Consider the following 18,890-nt stretch of genomic DNA (forward strand, 5'->3'; position numbering starts at 1 on the left):
CGGGGACGCACGCGTGGTGCGACGTCGGTCTGGGGCCCACGCTACGGACCGACCCGACCCGCCGCCTGGACGCGGCCGGGGCGTCAGCCGCGAACGTCCTGATCGACCGCGTCACGGGACGCGTCGTCGACGCCGGCCCGTCGGCGACGCACCGACCGCACGACGAGGAACACCACGACGCCCGCGATCGCCGCGTAGACCGCGTAGTCGAGGTACTTCGCGTACCGGTCGATGAGCTCGTACTGGGTGCCAAGTGCCGCACCCAGGCCGATCAGCAGGCCGTTCCAGATGCCGCTGCCGATGATCGTGAACAGGGAGAAGACGAGCAGGGGCATGCGCTCGGCGCCCGCGGGCAGCGAGATGAGGCTGCGCACCCCCGGGATGAACCGGCCGAAGAACACCGCCGACCGCCCGTGCCGCTCGAACCAGCCGGCCGCCTTCTCGAAGTCGTGACGGTCGACGAGCGGCAGCTTGGCCAGCCATCGGATGCTGCGGTCGAGGCCGAGCCCCGCGCCGAGGCCGTAGAGCACGAGGGCGCCGAGGTACGCGCCGAGGGTGCTCAGCACGACGAGCAGCACGATGTCCATCGACCCGGCCCCCGCGAGGAACCCGGCCAACGGCAGGATGACCTCGCTCGGGATCGGGGGGAACACCGTCTCGACGAACGTCAGCAGGGCGACGCCCCACTCGCCCAGGGCGTCGATGACGCGGGCGGCGAACCCGACGAGGCCGTCGAGGTCGGCGACGACGTCCTGGCTCGAGGACGAGGAGGCGCGGAGGACGGGGGCTGTCGAGGTCATGGGTCCCAGGTGGTCGGTCGGGCGCTCGGGGGCGCAGCGGATCGGCAGTGCCGAGTATGGCTCGGCAGCCTGCACGTCCGCCCACAACGCCCCGCCGGCGCCGGACACTCCTCCCCCGCAGCCTGGACGGGTCGGCCCGACGTCAGTCGGCGGGGACGGCGGGACCGGCCGGACCGAGCCCCGTGACCGCACCTCCCACGGCGGTCGTGGTGACCCCGTCGGGCCAGCGCAGCCGGACTCCGCGTTCGAGCGAGAGGGAGCCGACCTCCGCCGTCACCGCGTGCGGCGAGTGCATACGCGAGGTGCCCGGCCGGTCGGCGGTGAGCATGCCGAACCCCGGGAAGCAACCCAGCCAGTCACCCATGGTGACGTCGGCGGCCTCCCCACCCGCGCCTCCCGGTGTCGGCACCGAGGCGACGTCGACGACCGCCCCGTAGCCGCTCGCCTCGGCGAGCATGCCGACCGTGCCCACGATGCCCGCCATGCTGACGTCCTTGGCCGCGGCGGGCCTCGCCCGGGCGACGGTGCCGGCGAGGTCGCGGAGCTCGGGGCCACGACGCCCCTCGGTGGAATTCCACTGGGTGCCGTGGTGCCCGTCGCGCCACGAACCGGACACGTCGACCGTGAGGCTCAGGGCGTCGCCGTAGCGGCCCCCGCCACCCGGCACGGGGTGGTCGGTCCGCCCGAGCGCGGTCACGCCGAGCGCGGCCGGCACCCCCACCTGCGTGTGGCCGCCGAGCAGCGGGACGCCCCAGGCCTCGGCCCCGCGGCGCAGTCCGGCCAGCACGCGACGGACGAACGCCGCGTCACGGCCGCCGACCGCGTCCAGCAGGCCGACGGGGGTCGCGCCCATCGCGCTGAGGTCGTTGACGTTGACGAGCACGCCGCACCAGCCGGCCCACTCGGGATCGCGTTCGACCATCGACGGGAGGATCGCGTCGCAGGCGGCGATGACGTCGGTGCCGGGGACGGGTGCCCCGTCGTCGCCGACCCAGCCGCTCCCCCCGAGGGCACCGGTGGGTGACGAGGCCCAGGCGGTCTGCGGTTCGAGCACCGTCTCGAGCATCGACTTCGTCGCGTCGACGAGGCGTCGGTACCGGTCGATCGGCCAGCGCATGCGCAGGTGGTCGACCCCGCCCGTCACGCACCGACCCGTCACCTGCCACCCGAGTCGGCGGAACAGCACCGACGACCGCTCCTGGACGGTGGCGTCGAAGCGGATGACGCCGAGCTGCTCGGCGAGTGCCGACGCGGCCCGGACGAGGGCCGACCCGACGCCGGGTCCGCTGCGGGCCGCGGGCGCCACGACGAGTCGCGAACCCGTCCACCATCCGATGTCACGGGCGCCCACCGGCGCCAGGCGGACGCCGCCGACGACCTCGGTGCCCGCCCGGGCGACGAGCACGACGGTTCGTGGATCGTCGTCGAGGTCGTCGCGGTCGGTGCCGGGGAAGAGGCCCTGTTCGTCGACGAACGCGGCGCGGCGCAGCGCCCGGTAGGCGTCGAGGTCGCGCACGTCGGCCTGCACCACGAGGAACTCCGCGGCCGGGGCCACGACCCGGGGTCCCATCAGGGCGGGCACGTCGAGCAGCGCCACGTCAGCCGCCCGCCGTCTGCAACGCCGAGCAGGCTCCGCACGCCGCGCAGCCGGCGGTCTGGTCCGAGCCCTTCATGCCGGCGGCGATGAGGGCCTGCGAGACGCGGAACGTGACGTCGTGCAGCACGGAGCCGTGCGGTGCCGTGGCCCCGTCGACGTCGGTCGCGAGCGTGCCGCGCAACGGGCGGAACGGCACGACGAACGGGTAGACGCCCATCTCGATCAGCTCCTGCGCCCCGGCGACCATCTCGTCGGGGTCCTCGCCGAGGCCGACGAGCAGGTACGTCGACACCTGGTTGCGTCCGAACACGCGGACGGCTTCGCGCCAGGCGGCACGGTACTCGTCGAGCGACACCCGCGACTTGCCGGGCATCCAGCGCTGCCGCACCGCGTCGTCCATCGACTCGACGTGGATGCCGATCGAGCGGGCACCGGCCTCGTACAGGTCGGTGATCGTCGAGAGGTTCCCGGGCGGTTCGCACTGCACCTGGATCTCGAGCCCGGGCACGGCGGCCTTGATCGCCCGGACGCAGCGGGCGAGGTGCGTGGCCCCCCGGTCGCGACCCTTCGACGTGCCCGTGGTCATCACCATCTGCTCGACGCCGTCGAGCCGCCAGGCGGCCTCGGCCACCTCGGCGATCATCGCCGGGGTCTTGACGGCGACGGTCGACCCCGAGTTCAGCGACTCCTCGATCGAGCAGAAGCGGCAGCGCTCGGCCTCGTCGTACCGCACGCAGGTCTGCACCACGGTGGTCGCCAGCACCTTGGCCCCGTGGAGGCGCGCGATCTTCTCGTACGACACCCCGTCGGCGGTCGCGAGGTCGTAGAACCGCGGTCGGTCGACCGGGGACACCTCGATGCCGGTGTCCTCGCCGTCCAGCAGCAGCCTGCCGTCGTCGACGAGGTACGGGCTGTCCTGGTTCTGCGGGATCGCGGACTGCAGCCCCTGGAACAGGACGTGTCCGTCGTCGCTCGGCCCCGCGCCTCCCTGTCGGTTCACCGGCGCGGCGACGCGGATGCCGCGGATGGCGACGTCGACCCGGGTCGAGAGGGCGCCGGCGTTGGTGATGGTCACGGGCGCACCGGCTCAGACCATGTAGGTGCTGTTGATGATGGCGCCCTTGCGGGCGTAGTGGATCACGGCGTCCTGCACGTCGAGCGGGTGACAGGGGATGACCCCGGCGATGAGGTCCTCTTCGCGGTTGCCGTGCAGGGCCAGGCCGAAGCGGCAGCAGAAGACGGTGCCCCCCTCGGCGATGAAGGTCTCGAGGGCGTTGTTGATGTTGTTCTCGCCGGGGAACCCGTCCGCGCCGGTCGTGGGGAACCCCCGGTTCGCGATGCAGTTCATCGAGCCGGGGCCGTAGAAGTACAGCACGCTCGTGAAGCCCTTCCGCAGGGCCCTGGTCGCCTGGAGCACGGCGACGAAGCTCACCGACGACTCGTGGGCGATGCCGTGGACGAGCTGGAAGTAGTACTCGTCCTTCGTGGCGGTGTAGTCGGGGAAGATCTTCGTCGATCCGTAGAGGGTGCTGCCCTTCGGCAGCGACGGGTGCGCGATCTCGTCGCGGCTGGTCTCGATGTTGTCGAGGATCTGTTGGTCGAAGTCGATGTCGCTCATGGTGCGGGCTCCTTGCGGGGTCGGATGAGGAACTGCCGGTCGATCTGGCACGAGTCTTCGGTCGTCGTGTTGCCGATGGATTACGAAAGATCGTCGTTTTGTTTCGGCGCGGCTCGGCGCACCTCTCTATTGCGACCCCGGTCGGCGAAACGATCTCTTATTCCGGCGGTAACCAATCCGAAACACGTCCTGACGTTCACTTGATGCACCGCAGGCCCCTGCGCACCCCGTCCCACCGACGCACCGCAAGGAGACACGATGGCAACGACCGTCGCGGCCGTCTCGGCGAACTTCACCCGAGACCTCGACCAGAACTTCGCGCTCATCGAGAGCCTCGTCCGCGAGGCCCGTGAGGCCGGCGTCCAGCTGCTCGCCTTCCCCGAGGCCGCGATCGGCGGGTACCTCTCGTCGCTCGGCAACCACGGCGACACCCTGAAGACCACCTCGCGGTCGCTGCCCCCGGCGATCGCCCTCGACGGCCCCGAGCTGCGCCGCGTGCAGCAGATCGTCGGCGACATGGTCGTCTGCATCGGCTTCTGCGAGCTGGCCGACGACGGCGAGACGCGCTACAACGCCGCCGTCTGCCTCGACGGCTCACGCATCTACGGCTCGTACCGCAAGGTGCACCAGCCGCTGGGCGAGGCCATGTCGTACTCGGCGGGTGACGTCTACGAGGCCTTCGACACCCCGGTCGGCCGCCTCGGCCTGCAAATCTGCTACGACAAGGCCTTCCCCGAGGCAGCCCGTTCGTCGGCGATGGACGGCGCCGAGATCATCGTCAGCATGTCGGCCTGGCCGGTCGCGCGCACGGCCACCGCCGAGAACCTCCAGGACGACCGCTGGACGTACCGGTTCAACCTGTTCGACCAGGCCCGCGCCCTCGACAACCAGGTCTTCTGGATCGCCTCGAACCAGGCCGGCACCTTCGGCTCGCTCCGCTACGTCGGCAACGCCAAGGTCGTCGACCCCGGGGGCAACGTGCTGGCCACGACCCTGCTCGACGCGGGCCTCGCCGTCGCCGAGATCGACGTCGAGGGCACCTTCCGGGCGATGCGCGGCGGCATGTTCCACCTGCGCGACCGCCGTCCCGACGCCTACCGCACCGGCGAGGCCGAAGCCGCACCCGAGAGGAGCCTGACCCGTGCCTGAGATGACGTTCCGGGTGCGCTGGCCCGACGGCAGCGAGACCTCGTGCTACTCGCCCAGCCTCGTGGTGCACGACCACCTCGTCACCGGCGCCGAGTACCCGCTCGCCGAGTTCGTCGACCGCTCGACGACGGCCCTCCGGCTCGCGAGCGAGCGGGTCTCCGCCGCCTACGGCTTCGCCTGCACGTCCGCGATGCAGCAGGAGGCCGAGATCGTCGCCACGGCGGCGACGCACCGAGGAGGCGCGGTGCGGGTCCTCGAGATGCACCCACCGCTGCCGACGCTCGCGACCGCGCCCGCGCCTCCTGCGTCCGACGCCTCGACGGGGGCCGCCTCGTGACGGCGCCGCGCCGCGTCGTCGACGGGACGCACGTGTCCGTGGCCGTCGTCGGCGGCGGACAGGCGGGCCTGTCGGTCAGCTGGCACCTCACCCGGCGGGGCGTCGACCACGTCGTGCTCGAGCGCGACACGGTCGCGCACGACTGGCTCGACCGCCGTTGGGACGCCTTCACCCTGGTGACGCCGAACTGGCAGTGCGTGCTGCCCGGCCAGGCGTACGACGGCGACGACCCGCACGGGTTCATGCGCCGCGACGAGGTGCACGCCTGGCTCCGTCGGTACGCCGACGAGTCCCACGCCCCCGTCGTCGAGGGCGTGCTCGTGACGCGGTTGCGCGACGCGGTCTCGGGCGGCTACGAGGTGGTGACCGACCAGGGCACCCTGTTCGCCGACCAGGTCGTCGTCGCCACCGGCGGGTACCACCGCCCCGTGCTGCCCGCCGTGGCCGCCGGGGTCTCGGCGGACGTCGTCCAGCTGCACTCCGCCGACTACCGGTCACCCGACGCCCTGCCCGACGGCGACGTGCTCGTGGTGGGCTCCGGCCAGTCGGGCGCCCAGATCGCCGAGGACCTGCACCTCGCCGGCCGTCGCGTCCACCTCGCCCTGGGCTCGGCCCCGCGCTGCGCCCGGTCCTACCGCGGCCGCGACTGCATCGCCTGGCTGAGCGACATGGGCGTCTACGACGTGCCGGTGCACGCCCAGGTCGGCGGGCTGACGAAGCGCGAGTCGACGAACCACTACATGACCGGCCGTGACGGCGGCCGCGACATCGACCTGCGCGCCTTCGCCCTCCAGGGCATGCGGCTCTACGGCCGGCTCACCGGGGCGGACGGCACGAGCCTGACCTTCAGCCCCACGGCCGAGGCCTCGCTCGACCACGCCGACTCGGTGATGGAGTCCATCAAGGACGACATCGACCGCCACATCGACCGGACCGGCGTCGACGCTCCGACGGAACCGCGGTACGTGCCCGTCTGGCGGCCCGAGGCCGAGGTCACCGAACTCGACCTGCGCGGGTCGGGCATCACGAGCATCGTGTGGTCGGCAGGGTTCCGCAGCGACTACTCGTGGGTGCAGGTCGGGGTCTTCGACGGAGCCGGTCACCCCACCCACCAGCGGGGGACGACCACGTCGCCGGGGTTGTACTTCCTCGGGCTGCCCTGGCTCCACACCTGGGGTTCCGGCCGGTTCGAGGCGATCGCCCGGGACGCCGAGCACGTGGCCGACGGCATCGCCGCACGGGCGGGACACCCACCCGTGCTCGACGGTGCGGTGCCCGAGGACGCCGTCGTCCGGTGACCCGGCGGTGCCGGGCTAGCCTGTGCCCATGGCCGAGATCACGATGGGTGCCGTCGCCGCCCACTTCGGTCGCGACGTCGAGCGCACCCTCGCGAAGCTGCCCGGCATGATCGGACAGGCCCGCGAGCGCGGCGTCGACCTGCTCGTGCTGCCCGACGCGACCGTCGGCGGGTACCTGCTCGACCTCGTGCACCCCGGGCCCGAGGCGTTGCCGCCCGCGGTCGAGATGGACGGGCCCGAGGTCCGTGCCGTGGCCGAACTGGCCGGGGACATGACCGTCTGCTTCGGCGTCGCGGAACGGGAGCTCGCCGACGGCGCGGAGGTGCGCTACAACAGCGCCGTGTGCGTCCAGGGTGGCCGCGTCCTCGGCACGCACCGCAAGGTGCACCTGCCGCTCGGCGAGTCGGAGGCCTACCGCGCGGGGTCCTCCTTCGAGCCCTTCGACACCCCCGTCGGTCGGCTGGGCATGATGATCGACTTCGACAAGACCTTCCCCGAGTCGTCGCGGACCCTCGCCCTCGGCGGTGCCGAGATCCTCGCCTGCCTCAGCGCGTGGCCGGCCAGCGTCACCGATCGCTCCGACCGCCTGCGCAACGACCGGCAGGCCCACCTGTTCGACCTGTACGACTGCGCCCGGGCAGCCGAGAACCAGCTCTACCTCGTCTCGTCGAACCAGACGGGGGTGCTGGGCGGCCTGCGGTTCCTCGGCCAGGCCAAGGTCGTCGACCCGGCCGGCGAGATCGTCGCCAAGACGTGGGCGAAGGGCGGTCTCGCCGTCGCCACGGCCGACGTGACCGGCGACGTCTCCCGGGCCCGCCGGACGATGGACCACCTGCGGCAGCGCGCACCGAGCACGTACGCCGTCGACCCCCGCTGATCCGGCCCACGACCCCGAGGAGCTCCGTGCGCATCGCCCAGGTCACCTACTCGACGAAACCGCGGGGCGGCGTCGTGCACGCGCTCGCGCTGTCCGAGGCCCTCGCCCGACGGGGCCACGACGTGACGGTGTGGACCCTCGGGCGAGGCGGTGACCAGGCGTTCTTCCGCCGGGTCGACGCCGCGGTCTCGATCAGGGTCGTGCCGTTCGAGGCACGCGACGACGAGTCGGTCGGCGACCGCATCCAGCGGTCGATCGAGACCATGCGTGCCGCCTTCGCCCGCGCTCGCGAGGACGAGCCGTACGACGTGGTGCACGCCCAGGACTGCATCTCGGCGAACGCCGTCGGCCCGTGCGTCCGGACGATCCACCACCTCGACGAGTTCACGACACCCCAGCTCGTGCGTTGCCACGACGAGGCCGTCCGCCGGCCCCTCGCCCGCCTCTGCGTCTCGACCGCCGTCGCCGCCGACGTCGAGGCCGGGTGGGGGCTGACTCCCACGGTGATCCCCAACGGCGTCGACTCGGCCCGCTTCGCCGCCGCCTCGGGGCCCGCGGGAGCAGCCGCCCGCGAACGGTGGCACGGACGACTCGGCCGGTACGTGCTGGCCCTCGGGGGCATCGAACCCCGCAAGGGCAGCCTCGACCTCGTCGAGGCGTACGCCCGGTTGCGACGTGGCCGGCCCGACGTCCGCCTCGTCTTCGGTGGCGGCGAGACCCTGTTCGACTACCGGGAGTACCGGGCCGCCGTCGACGCCCGCGTCGCCGAGCTCGGCCTCGACCCGGTGCTGCTCGGGGTGGTCGACGACGACGAGCTGCCCTCGCTCGTCGCGGCGGCCGGGGCGCTCGCCTTCGTGTCGACGAAGGAGGGCTTCGGACTCGCCGCGATGGAGGCCCTCGCGGCGGGCGTGCCCGTCGTCGCCCGCGACCTGCCCGTCCTGCGCGAGGTCTTCGGCGGCACGGTCGCCTACGCGACCGACGTCCCGTCGATCGAGGAGGCGCTGGTCGCGGCCCTGGACGGCTCCGGTCCCCCGGCCGGTGCCGGTCGCACCCTCGCCGCGTCGCACGACTGGGACGACGTCGCCCGGCTGCACGAACGCTTCTACGCCGCCGTCGGAGAGGAGGGCGACCATGGTCAGGCAGTCGATCTCGCGCATCGTCACGGGTCTCGCTGACGCCGACCCGGACCGCGTGGTGGCCCGCGACGACACGGGGACGCTGACGGCGGGCGAACTGGACCGCGCCTCCCGGGTCCTGGCCCGCGCCTACCTGGACCTCGGCGTGCGACGGGACTCGCTCGTGACGGTCTCGTTGCCGAACACGCTCGAGATGATCGTCGTCTGCGCGGCCGTCTGGAAGTGCGGCGCCACGCCGCACCCGGTCCCCGGCGGGCTCGACGACGACGAACGGGCCGAGCTGGAGTCGCTGGCACGCCCGGCCCTCGTGGTCGGCGTCCGGTCGGCGTCGGCCGACGTCCCTTGGCTGCCGGAGGCCTGGACGCCCCCGCCGGTCGTCGACGCCGACCCGGCGGCGCCCCTGCCCGACGCCTGGGCCACGAGCTGGAAGGCGCCGGCCTCGTCGGGCTCGACCGGCCGCCCCAAGATCGTCCTGGCCACCGCGCCGGCCCTGCTCGATCCCGACCTGCCCGTGACGTCGTTCCTGCCCCGCGAGCAGGTGCAGCTCGTCACCGGGCCCCTGACCCATTCGGCCGTCTTCACGTACGCCTTCCGCGGCCTGCTGACGGGTCACGAGCTCGTGCTGCTGCCCCGCTTCGACGAGCGGCGCGTGCTCCGGGCGATCGCCGACCACCGCGTCACCTGGACGATGCTCGTGCCGACCATGATGCACCGACTGCTTCGCCTGCCCGAGGCGGAACGGTCCGCGGCCGACCTGTCGTCCCTCGAGACCGTCGTCCACCTCGGCGCCCCGTGCGCCCCCGGGCTCAAGCGGCGCTTCCTCGAGTGGGTCGGGCCCGAACGGGTGGTCGAGGTCTACGCCGGCAGCGAGTCGAACGGCGTGCTGACCATCCGCGGCGACGACTGGCTCGAGCACCCGGGCAGCGTCGGTCGGCCGACCGACGGCACGCGGGTGGCCGTGCGGTCGCCCGCGGGCGTCGACCTGCCGCCGGGTGAGGTCGGCCACGTCTGGCTGCACCGCGGGGGCGACCCCACCTACCGCTACCTCGGGGGCCGCTCGGCGCGCACGGCGGACGGGTGGGACACCCTCGGCGACCTCGGCCACCTGGACGCCGACGGGTACCTCGTCGTCGTGGACCGGGCCGACGACGTCATCCTCCGCGGAGGCGTCAACGTGCACCCGGCCGAGGTGGAGCGGGTGCTGGAGTCGCATCCGGCCGTCCGCAGCGCCGTCGCGTTCGGGGTCGCGGACGACGACCTCGGACAGCGCATCGAGGCCGTGGTCGACGTCGACGGGGCCGCCGTCGACCCCGACGACGTCGTGGCCTGGGCCCGCGACCGACTCGACGCGTCGCGACGGCCGGCCTCGGTGCGCGTGGTCCACGACCCCGTGCGCGGCGACACCGGCAAGACTCGACGCCGGGCGTGGGCCGCCCTGGCGACGGCCGTCCCACCCGGCGAGGACCCGTCGCCACACCCCGGGTCGGGGAATGCCTGATCGCACGGTACATTGACCTGAGTCGGCCTCGTCGTCGGCATCGGACACCCACACGAAACAGGACCCCCATGGGATCGCTCATCTACGGCACGTCGGGCATCGAGGTCGAGTTCGAGGACCGCGTGCTCGAACACCTCCAGATCGTCATCGCCACCAAGCTGCGTCGTCGTGAGTCGTTCTTCTTCTCGTGGCGCGACACGCAGAAGGTCGGTGACGGCCGCAGCAGCATCTGGCTCGACGCGGGCATCCCGCTCTACTTCAAGTACTCGGGCGGACGCGTGCCCTCGATCAACCGGGACTGGCTCACCGAGCTGACGGCCTCGTCGAACAGCTCGTCCGGCCTCGTGCTGACCGACGAACCCAGCCTCGACAACAGCGCCAAGCGCCGCTGATCCGCCCGGGTCCGGGGCGGGCTCAGCCCCGACGTGCCCGCATCCGTCGCACCAGGGCGACGACGGCCCGCCAGCCCACGACGAAGACACCGAGCACCACGATCGTGACGATCACGAAGCTGAGCTGCACCCCTTGACCTGCGACCACCCGCAGCAGCACCCCGATCACCGCGGTCGACACCCAGACGACCGCACCCGAGCGCAGGTCGGCCAGCGGCCAGCGGACGCCGGTCACGCTCGCCCAGCCGACGACCGCGCCGACGACGAACGGCCACAGCGTGCCGAGCAGGCCGGGCAGGTCGAGCCCCTCCGCGTGACTGCGACGCCCGATCACGACGAAGGCCAGCACGACGACGAGGTCGACGACGACCGGCCACCAGGCCGGGGCGGCCGGCGCTCGGCGGGCCGGACCAGGGCTCGGAGCGGGGCTCGGGGTCTGGCGGGTCATGTCGGGTCCTCTCGGGGCGTCGGCACCCGGGGCCGCCCGGCGGACGCCCGCCTCAGCGGGACCGCGGCTGCTCGAGTGCGCGCGACAACTCTGCCAGGAGTTCGTCGACCTGTGGGACCACCAGACGGTCGATGGCCTCGGCGATGCGCGGACGGTGCTCGACGAGGGCCAGGCACAGACTGGTGCCGACGGCTTCGGCGTGGTCGCCGGCCAGGGTCAGCTCGCGTCGCAGGGCGGCCTTGGCCTCGTCCGAGTACTCGGTCTCGGCCGCGGGCTCGGCCTTCGGCCGTGCGTCGGACCCGGCGTCGGCCCGCTCCCCCGGACGCCCCGAGGGCTCGTCGGCGGCCGGTCCGGGTGCGATCGAACCCGACTCGGGCGTCACGGGCGACGCCGGAGAGTCCGGGGGCAGGAGCCAGCCGTCCAGGTCGTCCGGGTCGAACGGCGCCTCGGCGTCGGCGTGGTCGGACCGGGACGTCGCCCGAGGGCCCTCCGCGCCGGCGACGATCGGGTCGGGCGGGACCACGCCGTCGTCCGAGGGTGCCCCCGCGAGGCCGGCGAGCGTGAAGAGGAACGGCTGGCCCGGTTCGGGCTCGGGGTCGAGGTCGAGACCCTGGAACTCGGGATCGAGACCCTGGTCGGGTCGGTAGCCCCGCGCCTCCTGGGCCTCGGCGAGCCGCAGCTCGCGGGTGACCAGCGGCAGGTTGCGGGCCGTGTACTCGTCGACGTCGTCGTCGACGATCTGCCGCAGGCGGTTCAGCAGCGCGTGCTGGACCGCGTGCGGCACGTCGTGGTCGAAGCCGGCGGCGGTGGCGACGGGCGAGCCGAGGCACACCCGGCACGGTCGGGTCCGCCCGCGGGCGGTGCCGACGTGCCACCGCGGCAGCCACCGCAGCCACGCGTCCACGGCCGAGCTGACACGTCCCTCGATCTGCTCGGCCATGAGGTCGAATCTAGGGCGAAACCGGGCCGCCGTGCCGACACGCCCGGGCGATTCGCGGCGACGGAGGCGTTCTCGGGGCCCGAGGGCGCACGGGTCGTCCTCGCCGCGGACGACGCCCCGGCGAGACCCGGGTCAGCCCGACGTGACGAAGTCGATCAGTTCTTCGACCCGCCCCAGCACCGACGGCTCGAGGTCGGCGTAGCTGCGCACCCGCGACAGGATGTGCTGCCAGGCCCGCGCGATGTCGGCCTGGTCGTCGTGCGGCCAGCCCATCGCCTCGCAGACGCCGTGCTTCCACTCGACCGTGCGGGGCACGACGGGCCAGGCGTCGACGCCGAGACGGGCCGGCTTGACGGCCTGCCAGACGTCGACGAACGGGTGCCCGACCACGAGCACGTGAGGCCCGAGCGGACTGCGGGCGATGCCCTCCGCCACGCGGCTCTCCTTCGAGCCCGGCACGAGGTGGTCGACGAGCACGCCGACGCGCCGCTCGGGCCCCGGCCGGAAGTCGCGCAGCACGTCGGCCAGGTGGTCGACGCCCTCGAGGTACTCGACGACGACGCCCTCGACGCGCAGGTCGGAGCCCCAGACCTTCTCGACGAGCTCGGCGTCGTGACGGCCCTCGACGAAGATGCGGCTCTGTCGGGCGACCCGGGCCTTCGCACCCTCGACGGCGAACGACCCCGACGCGGTCCGCGCCCGCCCCTGCGGCGCCGCCCTCGGCACCCGCAGGGCGACGGCGGCACCGTCGATGAGGAACGAACCGGTCAGCGGGAAGGCCCGGACACGGCCCTTCCAGTCCTCGAGCTCGACCGTGCCGGCCTCGACCCGCACGATGGCGCCCGTGAAGCCCGACCGCGCCTCCTCGACCACGAGGTCGCGCACGGCGTCGGTCGGCGTCGGAGCCGGCTTGGACGAACGCTTCCAGTCACCGGCGAGCACGTCGGCACCGTACCGGTCGTCATCCACGGGGGCCTCCTGAGCGGGGTCGGGGTTGGTAGGGGCGGGGCGGACCCTGGCGGGGACCGTCGCCGGACGGCGCGGTCGGCCCGCCGGGCCCTCGACGCGGGGTGGAGCTCGCCACCGGGGGCACGGCTGCCGGTCGTGAGGCCCCGGACGCCGGACGAGCACCGGGCGTCGTCCCCGGACCGGGCCTCGACCGCGGGCCGGGCGTCGTGGCGGTCCCGCCCGACGTGCGAGCAGGCGCCTGCGCGGTGGCCCCCGCCGACGACGACGGCGTGAACCCGGCCGTGGGGACCCAGACCAGGCCGACCAGGACGAACAGCACGTAGGCCGTCGAGATCACCGCGGGCAGCCACCACACGGCGAGCGGGCCCTCTTGGGACACGATCGCCAGCACGAACAGCACCGCCACGAACCACAAAGAGGCGCTGGTCGCCACGGCGAGGTACCGCGCGTACCGGCGCCTCATCTCGGCCCGGTTCGCGGGCTGCTTCCAGAAGGCGGCGTGCGGCACGAGCAGGTGGCGGGCCGGCGTCACGGCGAGGAAGGCCGCCGCGACGAGCCAGACGAGCACGATGCCGACCACGAGCAGCAGTCCCAGCAGGCCGAGGTCGCTGCGACTCGCGGCGAACGCCGTCCCACCCGTCTCGCTGAGGTGGACCAGGACCACCCGGCGCGGCAGCAGGCGCGAGGCGACGGCGAGGGCCGCGAGGACGCCCGCCAGGGCGACGGCCACGGGCAGGGCGGGGCGGAGGCGCGCGACGAGGTTCATCGTGCGCCACGCCCTGCCGCGGCCGTGGTCACCTCGGTCAGGCCTGCGCCCGCTCGAGGACCAGCTCGCGGACGCGTGCGGCGTCCGCCTGGCCCTTCATGGCCTTCATCACGGCACCGATGACGGCACCGGCGGCCTGCACCTTGCCGTCACGGATCTTCGCGAGCACGTCGGGTTGGCCGGCCAGGGCCTCGTCGATGGCGGCGATCAGCGCATCGTCGTCGGAGACGACCTTCAGGCCGCGGGCCTCGACGACCTCGGACGGGCTGCCCTCGCCCGCGACGACGCCCTCGAGCACCTGACGGGCCAGCCGGTCGGTCAGCTCGCCGCCCTCGACCAGGGCGATGAGCTCGCTCACGTGCAGCGGCGACACGAGGCTGGACGCCTCGACGCCCTGCGCGTTGGCGAGGCGAGCGATCTCGCCGGTCCACCACTTGCGCGCCGCCTGGGGTGAGGCACCGGCGCCGACGGTCTCGACGAGTTCGGTCAGCAGCCCCGAGTTGACGACGTCCTGGAACTCGAGGTCGGCGAAGCCCCACTCGGCCTTGAGCCGGCGGCGCTGGGCGACCGGCGCCTCGGGCAGGGCCAGGCGCAGTTCTTCGACGAGCTCGCGGGGCGGGACGACGGGCAGCAGGTCGGGCTCGGGGAAGTACCGGTAGTCGTCCGCGTCGCTCTTGGGCCGACCCGCCGAGGTCCGGCCGGTGTCCTCGTGCCAGTGGCGCGTCTCTTGCGTGATGGTGCCGCCCGCCGCGAGGATGGCGGCCTGACGCTGGATCTCGTGGCGGACCGCCCGCTCGACCGAGCGGAACGAGTTGACGTTCTTGGTCTCGGTGCGGGTGCCGAGCTTCTCTTGCCCGTGCGGGCGCAGGGAGACGTTCGCGTCGCAACGCAGGTTGCCGCGCTCCATGCGGGCCTCGCTGACGCCCAGGGCCCGCACGATGTCGCGGATGGTCGACACGTAGGCCGCGCCGAGCTCGGGGCCCTTGGCGCCGGCGCCGATGATCGGCTTGGTGACGATCTCGACGAGCGGGATGCCCGCACGGTTGTAGTCGACGAGCGAGTGGTCGGCGCCCTGGATGCGCCCGGTCGACCCGCCGACGTGCGTCAGCTTGCCCGCGTCCTCTTCCATGTGGGCACGCTCGATCGGGATCGCGAAGATCGTCCCGTCCGGCAGTTCGACCTCGACCTCGCCCTCGAACGCGATCGGCTCGTCGAACTGGCTGACCTGGTAGTTCTTGGGGTTGTCGGGGTAGAAGTAGTTCTTGCGTGCGAACCGCGAGCTCTCGGCGATCGAGCAGCCCAGGGCCAGCCCGAGGCTGATCGAGTAGCGCACGGCCTGTTCGTTGACCACCGGCAGGGAGCCGGGCAGGCCCAGGTCGACCGGCGTGACGTTGGTGTTGGGCTCGCCGCCGAAGAAGTTCGGGGCGTCCGAGAACATCTTGGTCTTGGTCGCGAGTTCGACGTGCACCTCGAAGCCGAGGACGACCTCGTACTTCTCGAGGGCCTCGTCGTAGTCCATCAGGTCTGCCTTGGCCATCAGATGACTCCCTCGGTGGCGGCGGTCTGCTCGGAGGCGCTCAGGTCGGGCGCCCGCGAGATGAGCGTGTGGCCCCAGCCCTGCTCGAGCAGCTGCTCGAGGGCGGCGCCGTAGGTGTACAGGCGGGCGTCGCCGCGGGCGGGCGCCATGAACTGCAGGCCCGTCGGCAGGCCGTCTTCGTCGGCGAGGCCCATCGGCACGGTGATGCCGGGGATGCCGGCGAGGTTGGCGGGGATCGTCGTGATGTCGTTGAGGTACATCGCGAGCGGGTCGTCGATCTTCTCGCCGAGCGGGAACGCCGTCGTGGGGGCGGACGGCGAGACCAGCACGTCGACCTGCTCGAAGGCGGCCGCGAAGTCGCGCTGCACGAGGGTCCGCACCTTCTGGGCGCTGCCGTAGTAGGCGTCGTAGTACCCCGCGCTGAGGGCGTAGGTGCCGAGGATGATGCGGCGCTTGACCTCGGGGCCGAACCCGGCCTCGCGCGTCGCGGCCATGACGTCCTCGACGGTGCCGCCGCCCTCGGGGACGACCCGCAGGCCGAAGCGCACCGAGTCGAACTTGGCGAGGTTGCTCGAGGCCTCGGCCGGGAGGATCAGGTAGTAGGCGCTGATCGCGTGCTCGAAGCTCGGGGCCGAGATGTCGACGATCTCGGCGCCGGCGGCGCTCATCAGCTCGAGCGCCTCGGCGAAGCGGGTCTTGACGCCGGCCTGGAAGCCCTCGCCGTTCAGTTCGCGGACGACGCCCACCCGGACGCCCTGCAGGGCACCGCCGGCCAGGCCCGTCCGAGCCGCCTCGGTGAACGACGGCCAGGCGTCGCGCAGCGAGGTCGAGTCGCGGGGGTCGTGCCCCGTGATGACGTCGTGCAGCATCGCGCTGTCGAGCACGGTGCGGCTGACCGGGCCGACCTGGTCGAGCGAGCTCGCCAGCGCGATCGCGCCGTAGCGGCTGACCGAGCCGTAGGTCGGCTTGACCCCCACCGTGCCCGTGACCGCACCCGGCTGCCGGATCGAGCCACCGGTGTCGCTGCCGAGCGCTAGGGGTGCCTCGAAGGCGGCGACGGCGGCCGCGGACCCACCGCCCGACCCGCCGGGGATGCGGTCGAGCGACCACGGGTTGTGCGTCGGCCCGTACGCCGAGAACTCGGTCGACGAGCCCATCGCGAACTCGTCCATGTTGGTCTTGCCGAGCGGCACGAGATCGGCCGCGCGCAGCTTCGCGACGACGGTCGCGTCGTAGGGCGGCACCCACCCCTCGAGGATCTTGCTGCCCGAGGTCGACGGCATGTCGATCGTGCACAGGACGTCCTTGATGGCGATCGGGACGCCGGCGAGCGGCCCCAGCGGCTCGCCCGCGGCGCGTCGACGGTCGACGTCGGCGGCGGTGTCGAGGGCGGCGGCGCTGACGTGGAGGAAGGCGTGGACGTCGCCGTCGACCGCCTCGATGCGGTCGAGGTGGGCGCGCGTGACGTCGACCGACGACACGTCGCCGGCCGCGAGGCGCGTCGACAGGTCGGCGGCGGACAGGTGGACGAGCGAGGTGGTGTCGGTCATGGCTACTGCTCTTCTCCCAGGATCGCGCTCACCCGGAAGCGCGAGCCGTCGTGGTCGGGGGCGCCGGACAGCGCCTGTTCGGCCGTGAGCGTCTCGCCCACGACGTCGGGCCGGAACACGTTCACGAGCGGGATCGGGTGGCTGGTCGCCGGGACGTCGTCGGTCGCGACCTCTCGGACCTTCGCGACGCTGTCGACGATGTGGCCGAGCTCGCTCGTCATCGTGTCGATCTCGGCCTCGGTGAGGGCGATGCGGGCGAGACCGGCGAGGTGCTGCACCTGCTCACGCGTGATTTCGGACATGCTTCTCTCTCACGTGCTCGTGCGGGGGTGCCGCGGCGGGGGTACCGGACGATTCTACGGGGCGGCACCGGTGCCCGGGGCCAGCGCGCACCGCTCGTCGGCGCCGTCGGCCCCGTGGTCCGTCAGTCCCTGAAGTAGACGTCCTGCGGCCGGACCAACGCCAGGGTCGGCGCCTCGGGGCCACCCTGGCCGGGGTCGCCCGCACGGCCGTCGACGAGGTCGCCGTGCCCCAACCCGATCAGGGCGAGGCTGCGCATCGACTCGGTCCCGGCGCGGAAGTAGTCGTTGTGGCCGAGAGCCGCGGCGAGGGCGCGTCCCGTGACGGTGTCGGCCCCGCCGCCCAGGTGCAGCACCACCGCCCCGAAGGCCGCGGTCGCCGGGTCGGCGCCGAAGAAGCCGCTGCCGGCCACGGGGTCGAAGCTGCCGGCCGCGGCGTACACGTCGTCGCCGCGCACCGCGAGGCCCCCCGCGTCGGGCACGACGCTGCCGGGCGAGCCCAGCAGCACGAGCGAGTCGACCGAGACCCGTCCCGACGACAGGGCGATCGTCGCCGTCGTCGAGCCGTACGAGTGCGCCATCACCGACACGCGCGGCGCATGGCCCGCACGCGTCGCGTCCAAGCCGGCGAGGGCGTCCTCGAGGTGCGCCGCGCCCCGCTGGGCGAGGCGCAGGTCGTAGAAGTTCGTCAGGTCGGGCGTCTGGTAGCCCATCCACGCCACGACCGCCACGGTCGGCACCGGCCCGGGGCCGTCGCGTCCGAGCAACGTCGCCCAGGTGGCCTGCTCGTCGTGCAGGGCCCCCGCCGTGTTGGTCCAGTCCACGAGCTGGTCCGACACGGTGAAGAGCATGCCCGGGACGAGGACGCTCACGTCGTCGGCGGTGTCGAGGTCGCCGACGGTGACGGCCGCCCGTCCCGGCAGCGCCGTGTCGAGGGCCACCAGGTGCCGGTCGGACGTCCCGGCGAAGGGCACGTCGTGCGTGGCGCCGTCGAGCGTCGCCCGCACCTGCTGCAGCATCGCGAGGCGGCGCGCGTCGTCCGGCTCCTCGACGTCGGAACCGAGGCGTGCCGTGACGGCGACGGTCGCGTGACGCAAGAACTGGCGGTTGGCGGTGTCGCGGACCGCGTAGGGCACGCCCTCGAGGTTGCCGACGACGCCGGGAGCGGCCTGCGCGAGCAGCGTCCGCCGCCCGTCGTCGAGACCGGCCCACCAGGTCGCCGTGGTCCGGGCCGAGACCTGCCGGCCGACGGCCGCCACGAGCGACGCCGCGTCGTCACCGTCGTCGTCGAGGGACGACGCGTACCGTTCGACCCCGGCCGAGGAGGCGCCGGCCAGCTGGTCGAGGCAAGCCGCGGCCGAGAAGGTGGTCGCCTCGGGCGCCCGGCACCCGTCGAGTTCGGGCTCGGCCGGCGCGTCCCGCACCGGCGCCGGCCCGGGGACGACCCGCACGGGCGCCTCGACGAGCACCGCCGACGCGACACGGACGTCCGTCGAGACCGGTGCGGCGGGCACGGTCGGAGCCTCGGCCACCCCGGCGAGGTGCACCGAGGCAGAGAGCATGGCTGCGGCGAGCAACAGCACGTCGGGTCTTCCCCCTCGTCACGTGCCTGTACCCCGGCCCCCTACAGCCCGAGAACGACACGTCCTCACATCTTAGGAAGGAGAAGTGCCCTCTGA

General features: G+C 73.3%; 19 protein-coding genes. 7 read left to right on the forward strand and 12 right to left on the reverse strand.

Going from position 1 to position 18,890, the window contains the following annotated elements; translation table 11 throughout:
- Nucleotides 1-83: 83 nt before the first annotated feature.
- From AC3CCI_RS02500 to AC3CCI_RS02515, 4 genes are all read right to left on the reverse strand, one after another.
- The gene (locus AC3CCI_RS02500) at nucleotides 84-800 is read right to left on the reverse strand and encodes a DedA family protein (protein WP_488628003.1); all 717 of its coding nucleotides are present in this window, start codon (nucleotides 798-800) and stop codon (nucleotides 84-86) included.
- A 142-nt stretch (nucleotides 801-942) separates the two neighbouring features.
- Entirely contained in the window at nucleotides 943-2,397 is a 1,455-nt protein-coding gene (locus AC3CCI_RS02505; protein ID WP_488628004.1) for an MSMEG_0567/sll0787 family protein, read from the reverse strand.
- Nucleotide 2,398: 1 nt separating this feature from the next.
- Nucleotides 2,399-3,472 carry an MSMEG_0568 family radical SAM protein gene (locus AC3CCI_RS02510; RefSeq protein WP_354593476.1) on the reverse strand — a complete coding sequence of 358 codons (1,074 nt, stop codon included), beginning with the start codon at nucleotides 3,470-3,472 and terminating at the stop codon, nucleotides 2,399-2,401.
- A gap of 12 nt (nucleotides 3,473-3,484) precedes the next feature.
- Nucleotides 3,485-4,015 (reverse strand): MSMEG_0572/Sll0783 family nitrogen starvation response protein, encoded by a 531-nt coding sequence (locus AC3CCI_RS02515; RefSeq protein WP_354593477.1) that lies wholly within the window; start codon nucleotides 4,013-4,015, stop codon nucleotides 3,485-3,487.
- Nucleotides 4,016-4,273: 258 nt separating this feature from the next.
- Here AC3CCI_RS02515 and AC3CCI_RS02520 point away from each other — a divergent pair, with 258 nt between their 5' ends.
- The 7 genes from AC3CCI_RS02520 to AC3CCI_RS02550 all read left to right on the forward strand — a co-directional run bounded on the left by AC3CCI_RS02520 (nucleotide 4,274) and on the right by AC3CCI_RS02550 (nucleotide 10,702).
- Nucleotides 4,274-5,164, forward strand: coding sequence for a carbon-nitrogen hydrolase family protein (locus tag AC3CCI_RS02520; protein WP_354593478.1), 891 nt, complete (start codon nucleotides 4,274-4,276; stop codon nucleotides 5,162-5,164).
- A 1-nt stretch (nucleotide 5,165) separates the two neighbouring features.
- Nucleotides 5,166-5,501: an MSMEG_0570 family nitrogen starvation response protein gene (locus tag AC3CCI_RS02525; protein WP_488628650.1), complete on the forward strand. Its 336-nt coding sequence runs from the start codon at nucleotides 5,166-5,168 to the stop codon at nucleotides 5,499-5,501.
- Nucleotides 5,502-5,533: 32 nt separating this feature from the next.
- Entirely contained in the window at nucleotides 5,534-6,799 is a 1,266-nt protein-coding gene (locus tag AC3CCI_RS02530) for an MSMEG_0569 family flavin-dependent oxidoreductase (protein WP_488628005.1), read from the forward strand.
- A gap of 28 nt (nucleotides 6,800-6,827) precedes the next feature.
- On the forward strand, nucleotides 6,828-7,676 hold the full coding sequence (locus AC3CCI_RS02535) for a carbon-nitrogen hydrolase family protein (protein WP_354593480.1): 849 nt from the start codon (nucleotides 6,828-6,830) through the stop codon (nucleotides 7,674-7,676).
- Between the two features lie 26 nt (nucleotides 7,677-7,702).
- Nucleotides 7,703-8,851, forward strand: coding sequence for an MSMEG_0565 family glycosyltransferase (locus tag AC3CCI_RS02540; RefSeq protein WP_488628006.1), 1,149 nt, complete (start codon nucleotides 7,703-7,705; stop codon nucleotides 8,849-8,851).
- Nucleotides 8,808-10,310 carry an AMP-binding protein gene (locus AC3CCI_RS02545; RefSeq protein ID WP_488628007.1) on the forward strand — a complete coding sequence of 501 codons (1,503 nt, stop codon included), beginning with the start codon at nucleotides 8,808-8,810 and terminating at the stop codon, nucleotides 10,308-10,310. The genes AC3CCI_RS02540 and AC3CCI_RS02545 overlap by 44 nt, the downstream gene beginning before the upstream one ends.
- A gap of 68 nt (nucleotides 10,311-10,378) precedes the next feature.
- A complete protein-coding gene (locus AC3CCI_RS02550; protein ID WP_354593483.1) occupies nucleotides 10,379-10,702 on the forward strand; it encodes a DUF7882 family protein in 324 nt (107 codons plus the stop codon).
- A gap of 22 nt (nucleotides 10,703-10,724) precedes the next feature.
- On the opposite strand, the gene AC3CCI_RS02555 is transcribed toward AC3CCI_RS02550, so the two are convergent.
- The 8 genes from AC3CCI_RS02555 to AC3CCI_RS02590 all read right to left on the reverse strand — a co-directional run bounded on the left by AC3CCI_RS02555 (nucleotide 10,725) and on the right by AC3CCI_RS02590 (nucleotide 18,794).
- Nucleotides 10,725-11,150, reverse strand: coding sequence for a DUF3054 domain-containing protein (locus AC3CCI_RS02555; RefSeq protein WP_488628008.1), 426 nt, complete (start codon nucleotides 11,148-11,150; stop codon nucleotides 10,725-10,727).
- A 52-nt stretch (nucleotides 11,151-11,202) separates the two neighbouring features.
- Nucleotides 11,203-12,090 carry a hypothetical protein gene (locus tag AC3CCI_RS02560; protein WP_488628009.1) on the reverse strand — a complete coding sequence of 296 codons (888 nt, stop codon included), beginning with the start codon at nucleotides 12,088-12,090 and terminating at the stop codon, nucleotides 11,203-11,205.
- A gap of 132 nt (nucleotides 12,091-12,222) precedes the next feature.
- The gene (locus tag AC3CCI_RS02565; protein WP_488628010.1) at nucleotides 12,223-13,059 is read right to left on the reverse strand and encodes a DUF3097 domain-containing protein; all 837 of its coding nucleotides are present in this window, start codon (nucleotides 13,057-13,059) and stop codon (nucleotides 12,223-12,225) included.
- Complete coding sequence (locus tag AC3CCI_RS02570) at nucleotides 13,052-13,825, reverse strand: hypothetical protein (RefSeq protein WP_488628011.1); 774 nt, start codon at nucleotides 13,823-13,825, stop codon at nucleotides 13,052-13,054. The genes AC3CCI_RS02565 and AC3CCI_RS02570 overlap by 8 nt, the downstream gene beginning before the upstream one ends.
- Before the next feature lie 37 nt (nucleotides 13,826-13,862).
- The gene (gene gatB, locus AC3CCI_RS02575; protein WP_488628012.1) at nucleotides 13,863-15,362 is read right to left on the reverse strand and encodes an Asp-tRNA(Asn)/Glu-tRNA(Gln) amidotransferase subunit GatB; all 1,500 of its coding nucleotides are present in this window, start codon (nucleotides 15,360-15,362) and stop codon (nucleotides 13,863-13,865) included.
- A complete protein-coding gene (gatA, locus tag AC3CCI_RS02580; protein WP_354593489.1) occupies nucleotides 15,362-16,912 on the reverse strand; it encodes an Asp-tRNA(Asn)/Glu-tRNA(Gln) amidotransferase subunit GatA in 1,551 nt (516 codons plus the stop codon). The genes gatB and gatA overlap by 1 nt, the downstream gene beginning before the upstream one ends.
- A gap of 2 nt (nucleotides 16,913-16,914) precedes the next feature.
- Nucleotides 16,915-17,214, reverse strand: coding sequence for an Asp-tRNA(Asn)/Glu-tRNA(Gln) amidotransferase subunit GatC (gene gatC, locus AC3CCI_RS02585; protein ID WP_354593490.1), 300 nt, complete (start codon nucleotides 17,212-17,214; stop codon nucleotides 16,915-16,917).
- A 122-nt stretch (nucleotides 17,215-17,336) separates the two neighbouring features.
- Nucleotides 17,337-18,794 (reverse strand): alpha/beta hydrolase, encoded by a 1,458-nt coding sequence (locus AC3CCI_RS02590; RefSeq protein ID WP_488628013.1) that lies wholly within the window; start codon nucleotides 18,792-18,794, stop codon nucleotides 17,337-17,339.
- Nucleotides 18,795-18,890: the final 96 nt, after the last annotated feature.

The sequence above is a fragment of the Frigoribacterium sp. CF331 genome, assembly GCF_057787905.1.

Bases quoted from the DNA above. Each gene is read 5' to 3' on its own strand.
- AC3CCI_RS02555 (WP_488628008.1), bottom strand. From the start codon at position 11,150: ATGACCCGCCAGACCCCGAGCCCCGCTCCGAGCCCTGGTCCGGCCCGC.
- AC3CCI_RS02570 (WP_488628011.1), bottom strand. From the start codon at position 13,825: ATGAACCTCGTCGCGCGCCTCCGCCCCGCCCTGCCCGTGGCCGTCGCC.
- AC3CCI_RS02545 (WP_488628007.1), top strand. From the start codon at position 8,808: ATGGTCAGGCAGTCGATCTCGCGCATCGTCACGGGTCTCGCTGACGCC.
- AC3CCI_RS02560 (WP_488628009.1), bottom strand. From the start codon at position 12,090: ATGGCCGAGCAGATCGAGGGACGTGTCAGCTCGGCCGTGGACGCGTGG.
- AC3CCI_RS02525 (WP_488628650.1), top strand. From the start codon at position 5,166: ATGACGTTCCGGGTGCGCTGGCCCGACGGCAGCGAGACCTCGTGCTAC.
- gatA (WP_354593489.1), bottom strand. From the start codon at position 16,912: ATGACCGACACCACCTCGCTCGTCCACCTGTCCGCCGCCGACCTGTCG.
- AC3CCI_RS02515 (WP_354593477.1), bottom strand. From the start codon at position 4,015: ATGAGCGACATCGACTTCGACCAACAGATCCTCGACAACATCGAGACC.
- AC3CCI_RS02500 (WP_488628003.1), bottom strand. From the start codon at position 800: ATGACCTCGACAGCCCCCGTCCTCCGCGCCTCCTCGTCCTCGAGCCAG.
- gatB (WP_488628012.1), bottom strand. From the start codon at position 15,362: ATGGCCAAGGCAGACCTGATGGACTACGACGAGGCCCTCGAGAAGTAC.
- gatC (WP_354593490.1), bottom strand. From the start codon at position 17,214: ATGTCCGAAATCACGCGTGAGCAGGTGCAGCACCTCGCCGGTCTCGCC.
- AC3CCI_RS02550 (WP_354593483.1), top strand. From the start codon at position 10,379: ATGGGATCGCTCATCTACGGCACGTCGGGCATCGAGGTCGAGTTCGAG.
- AC3CCI_RS02535 (WP_354593480.1), top strand. From the start codon at position 6,828: ATGGCCGAGATCACGATGGGTGCCGTCGCCGCCCACTTCGGTCGCGAC.
- AC3CCI_RS02520 (WP_354593478.1), top strand. From the start codon at position 4,274: ATGGCAACGACCGTCGCGGCCGTCTCGGCGAACTTCACCCGAGACCTC.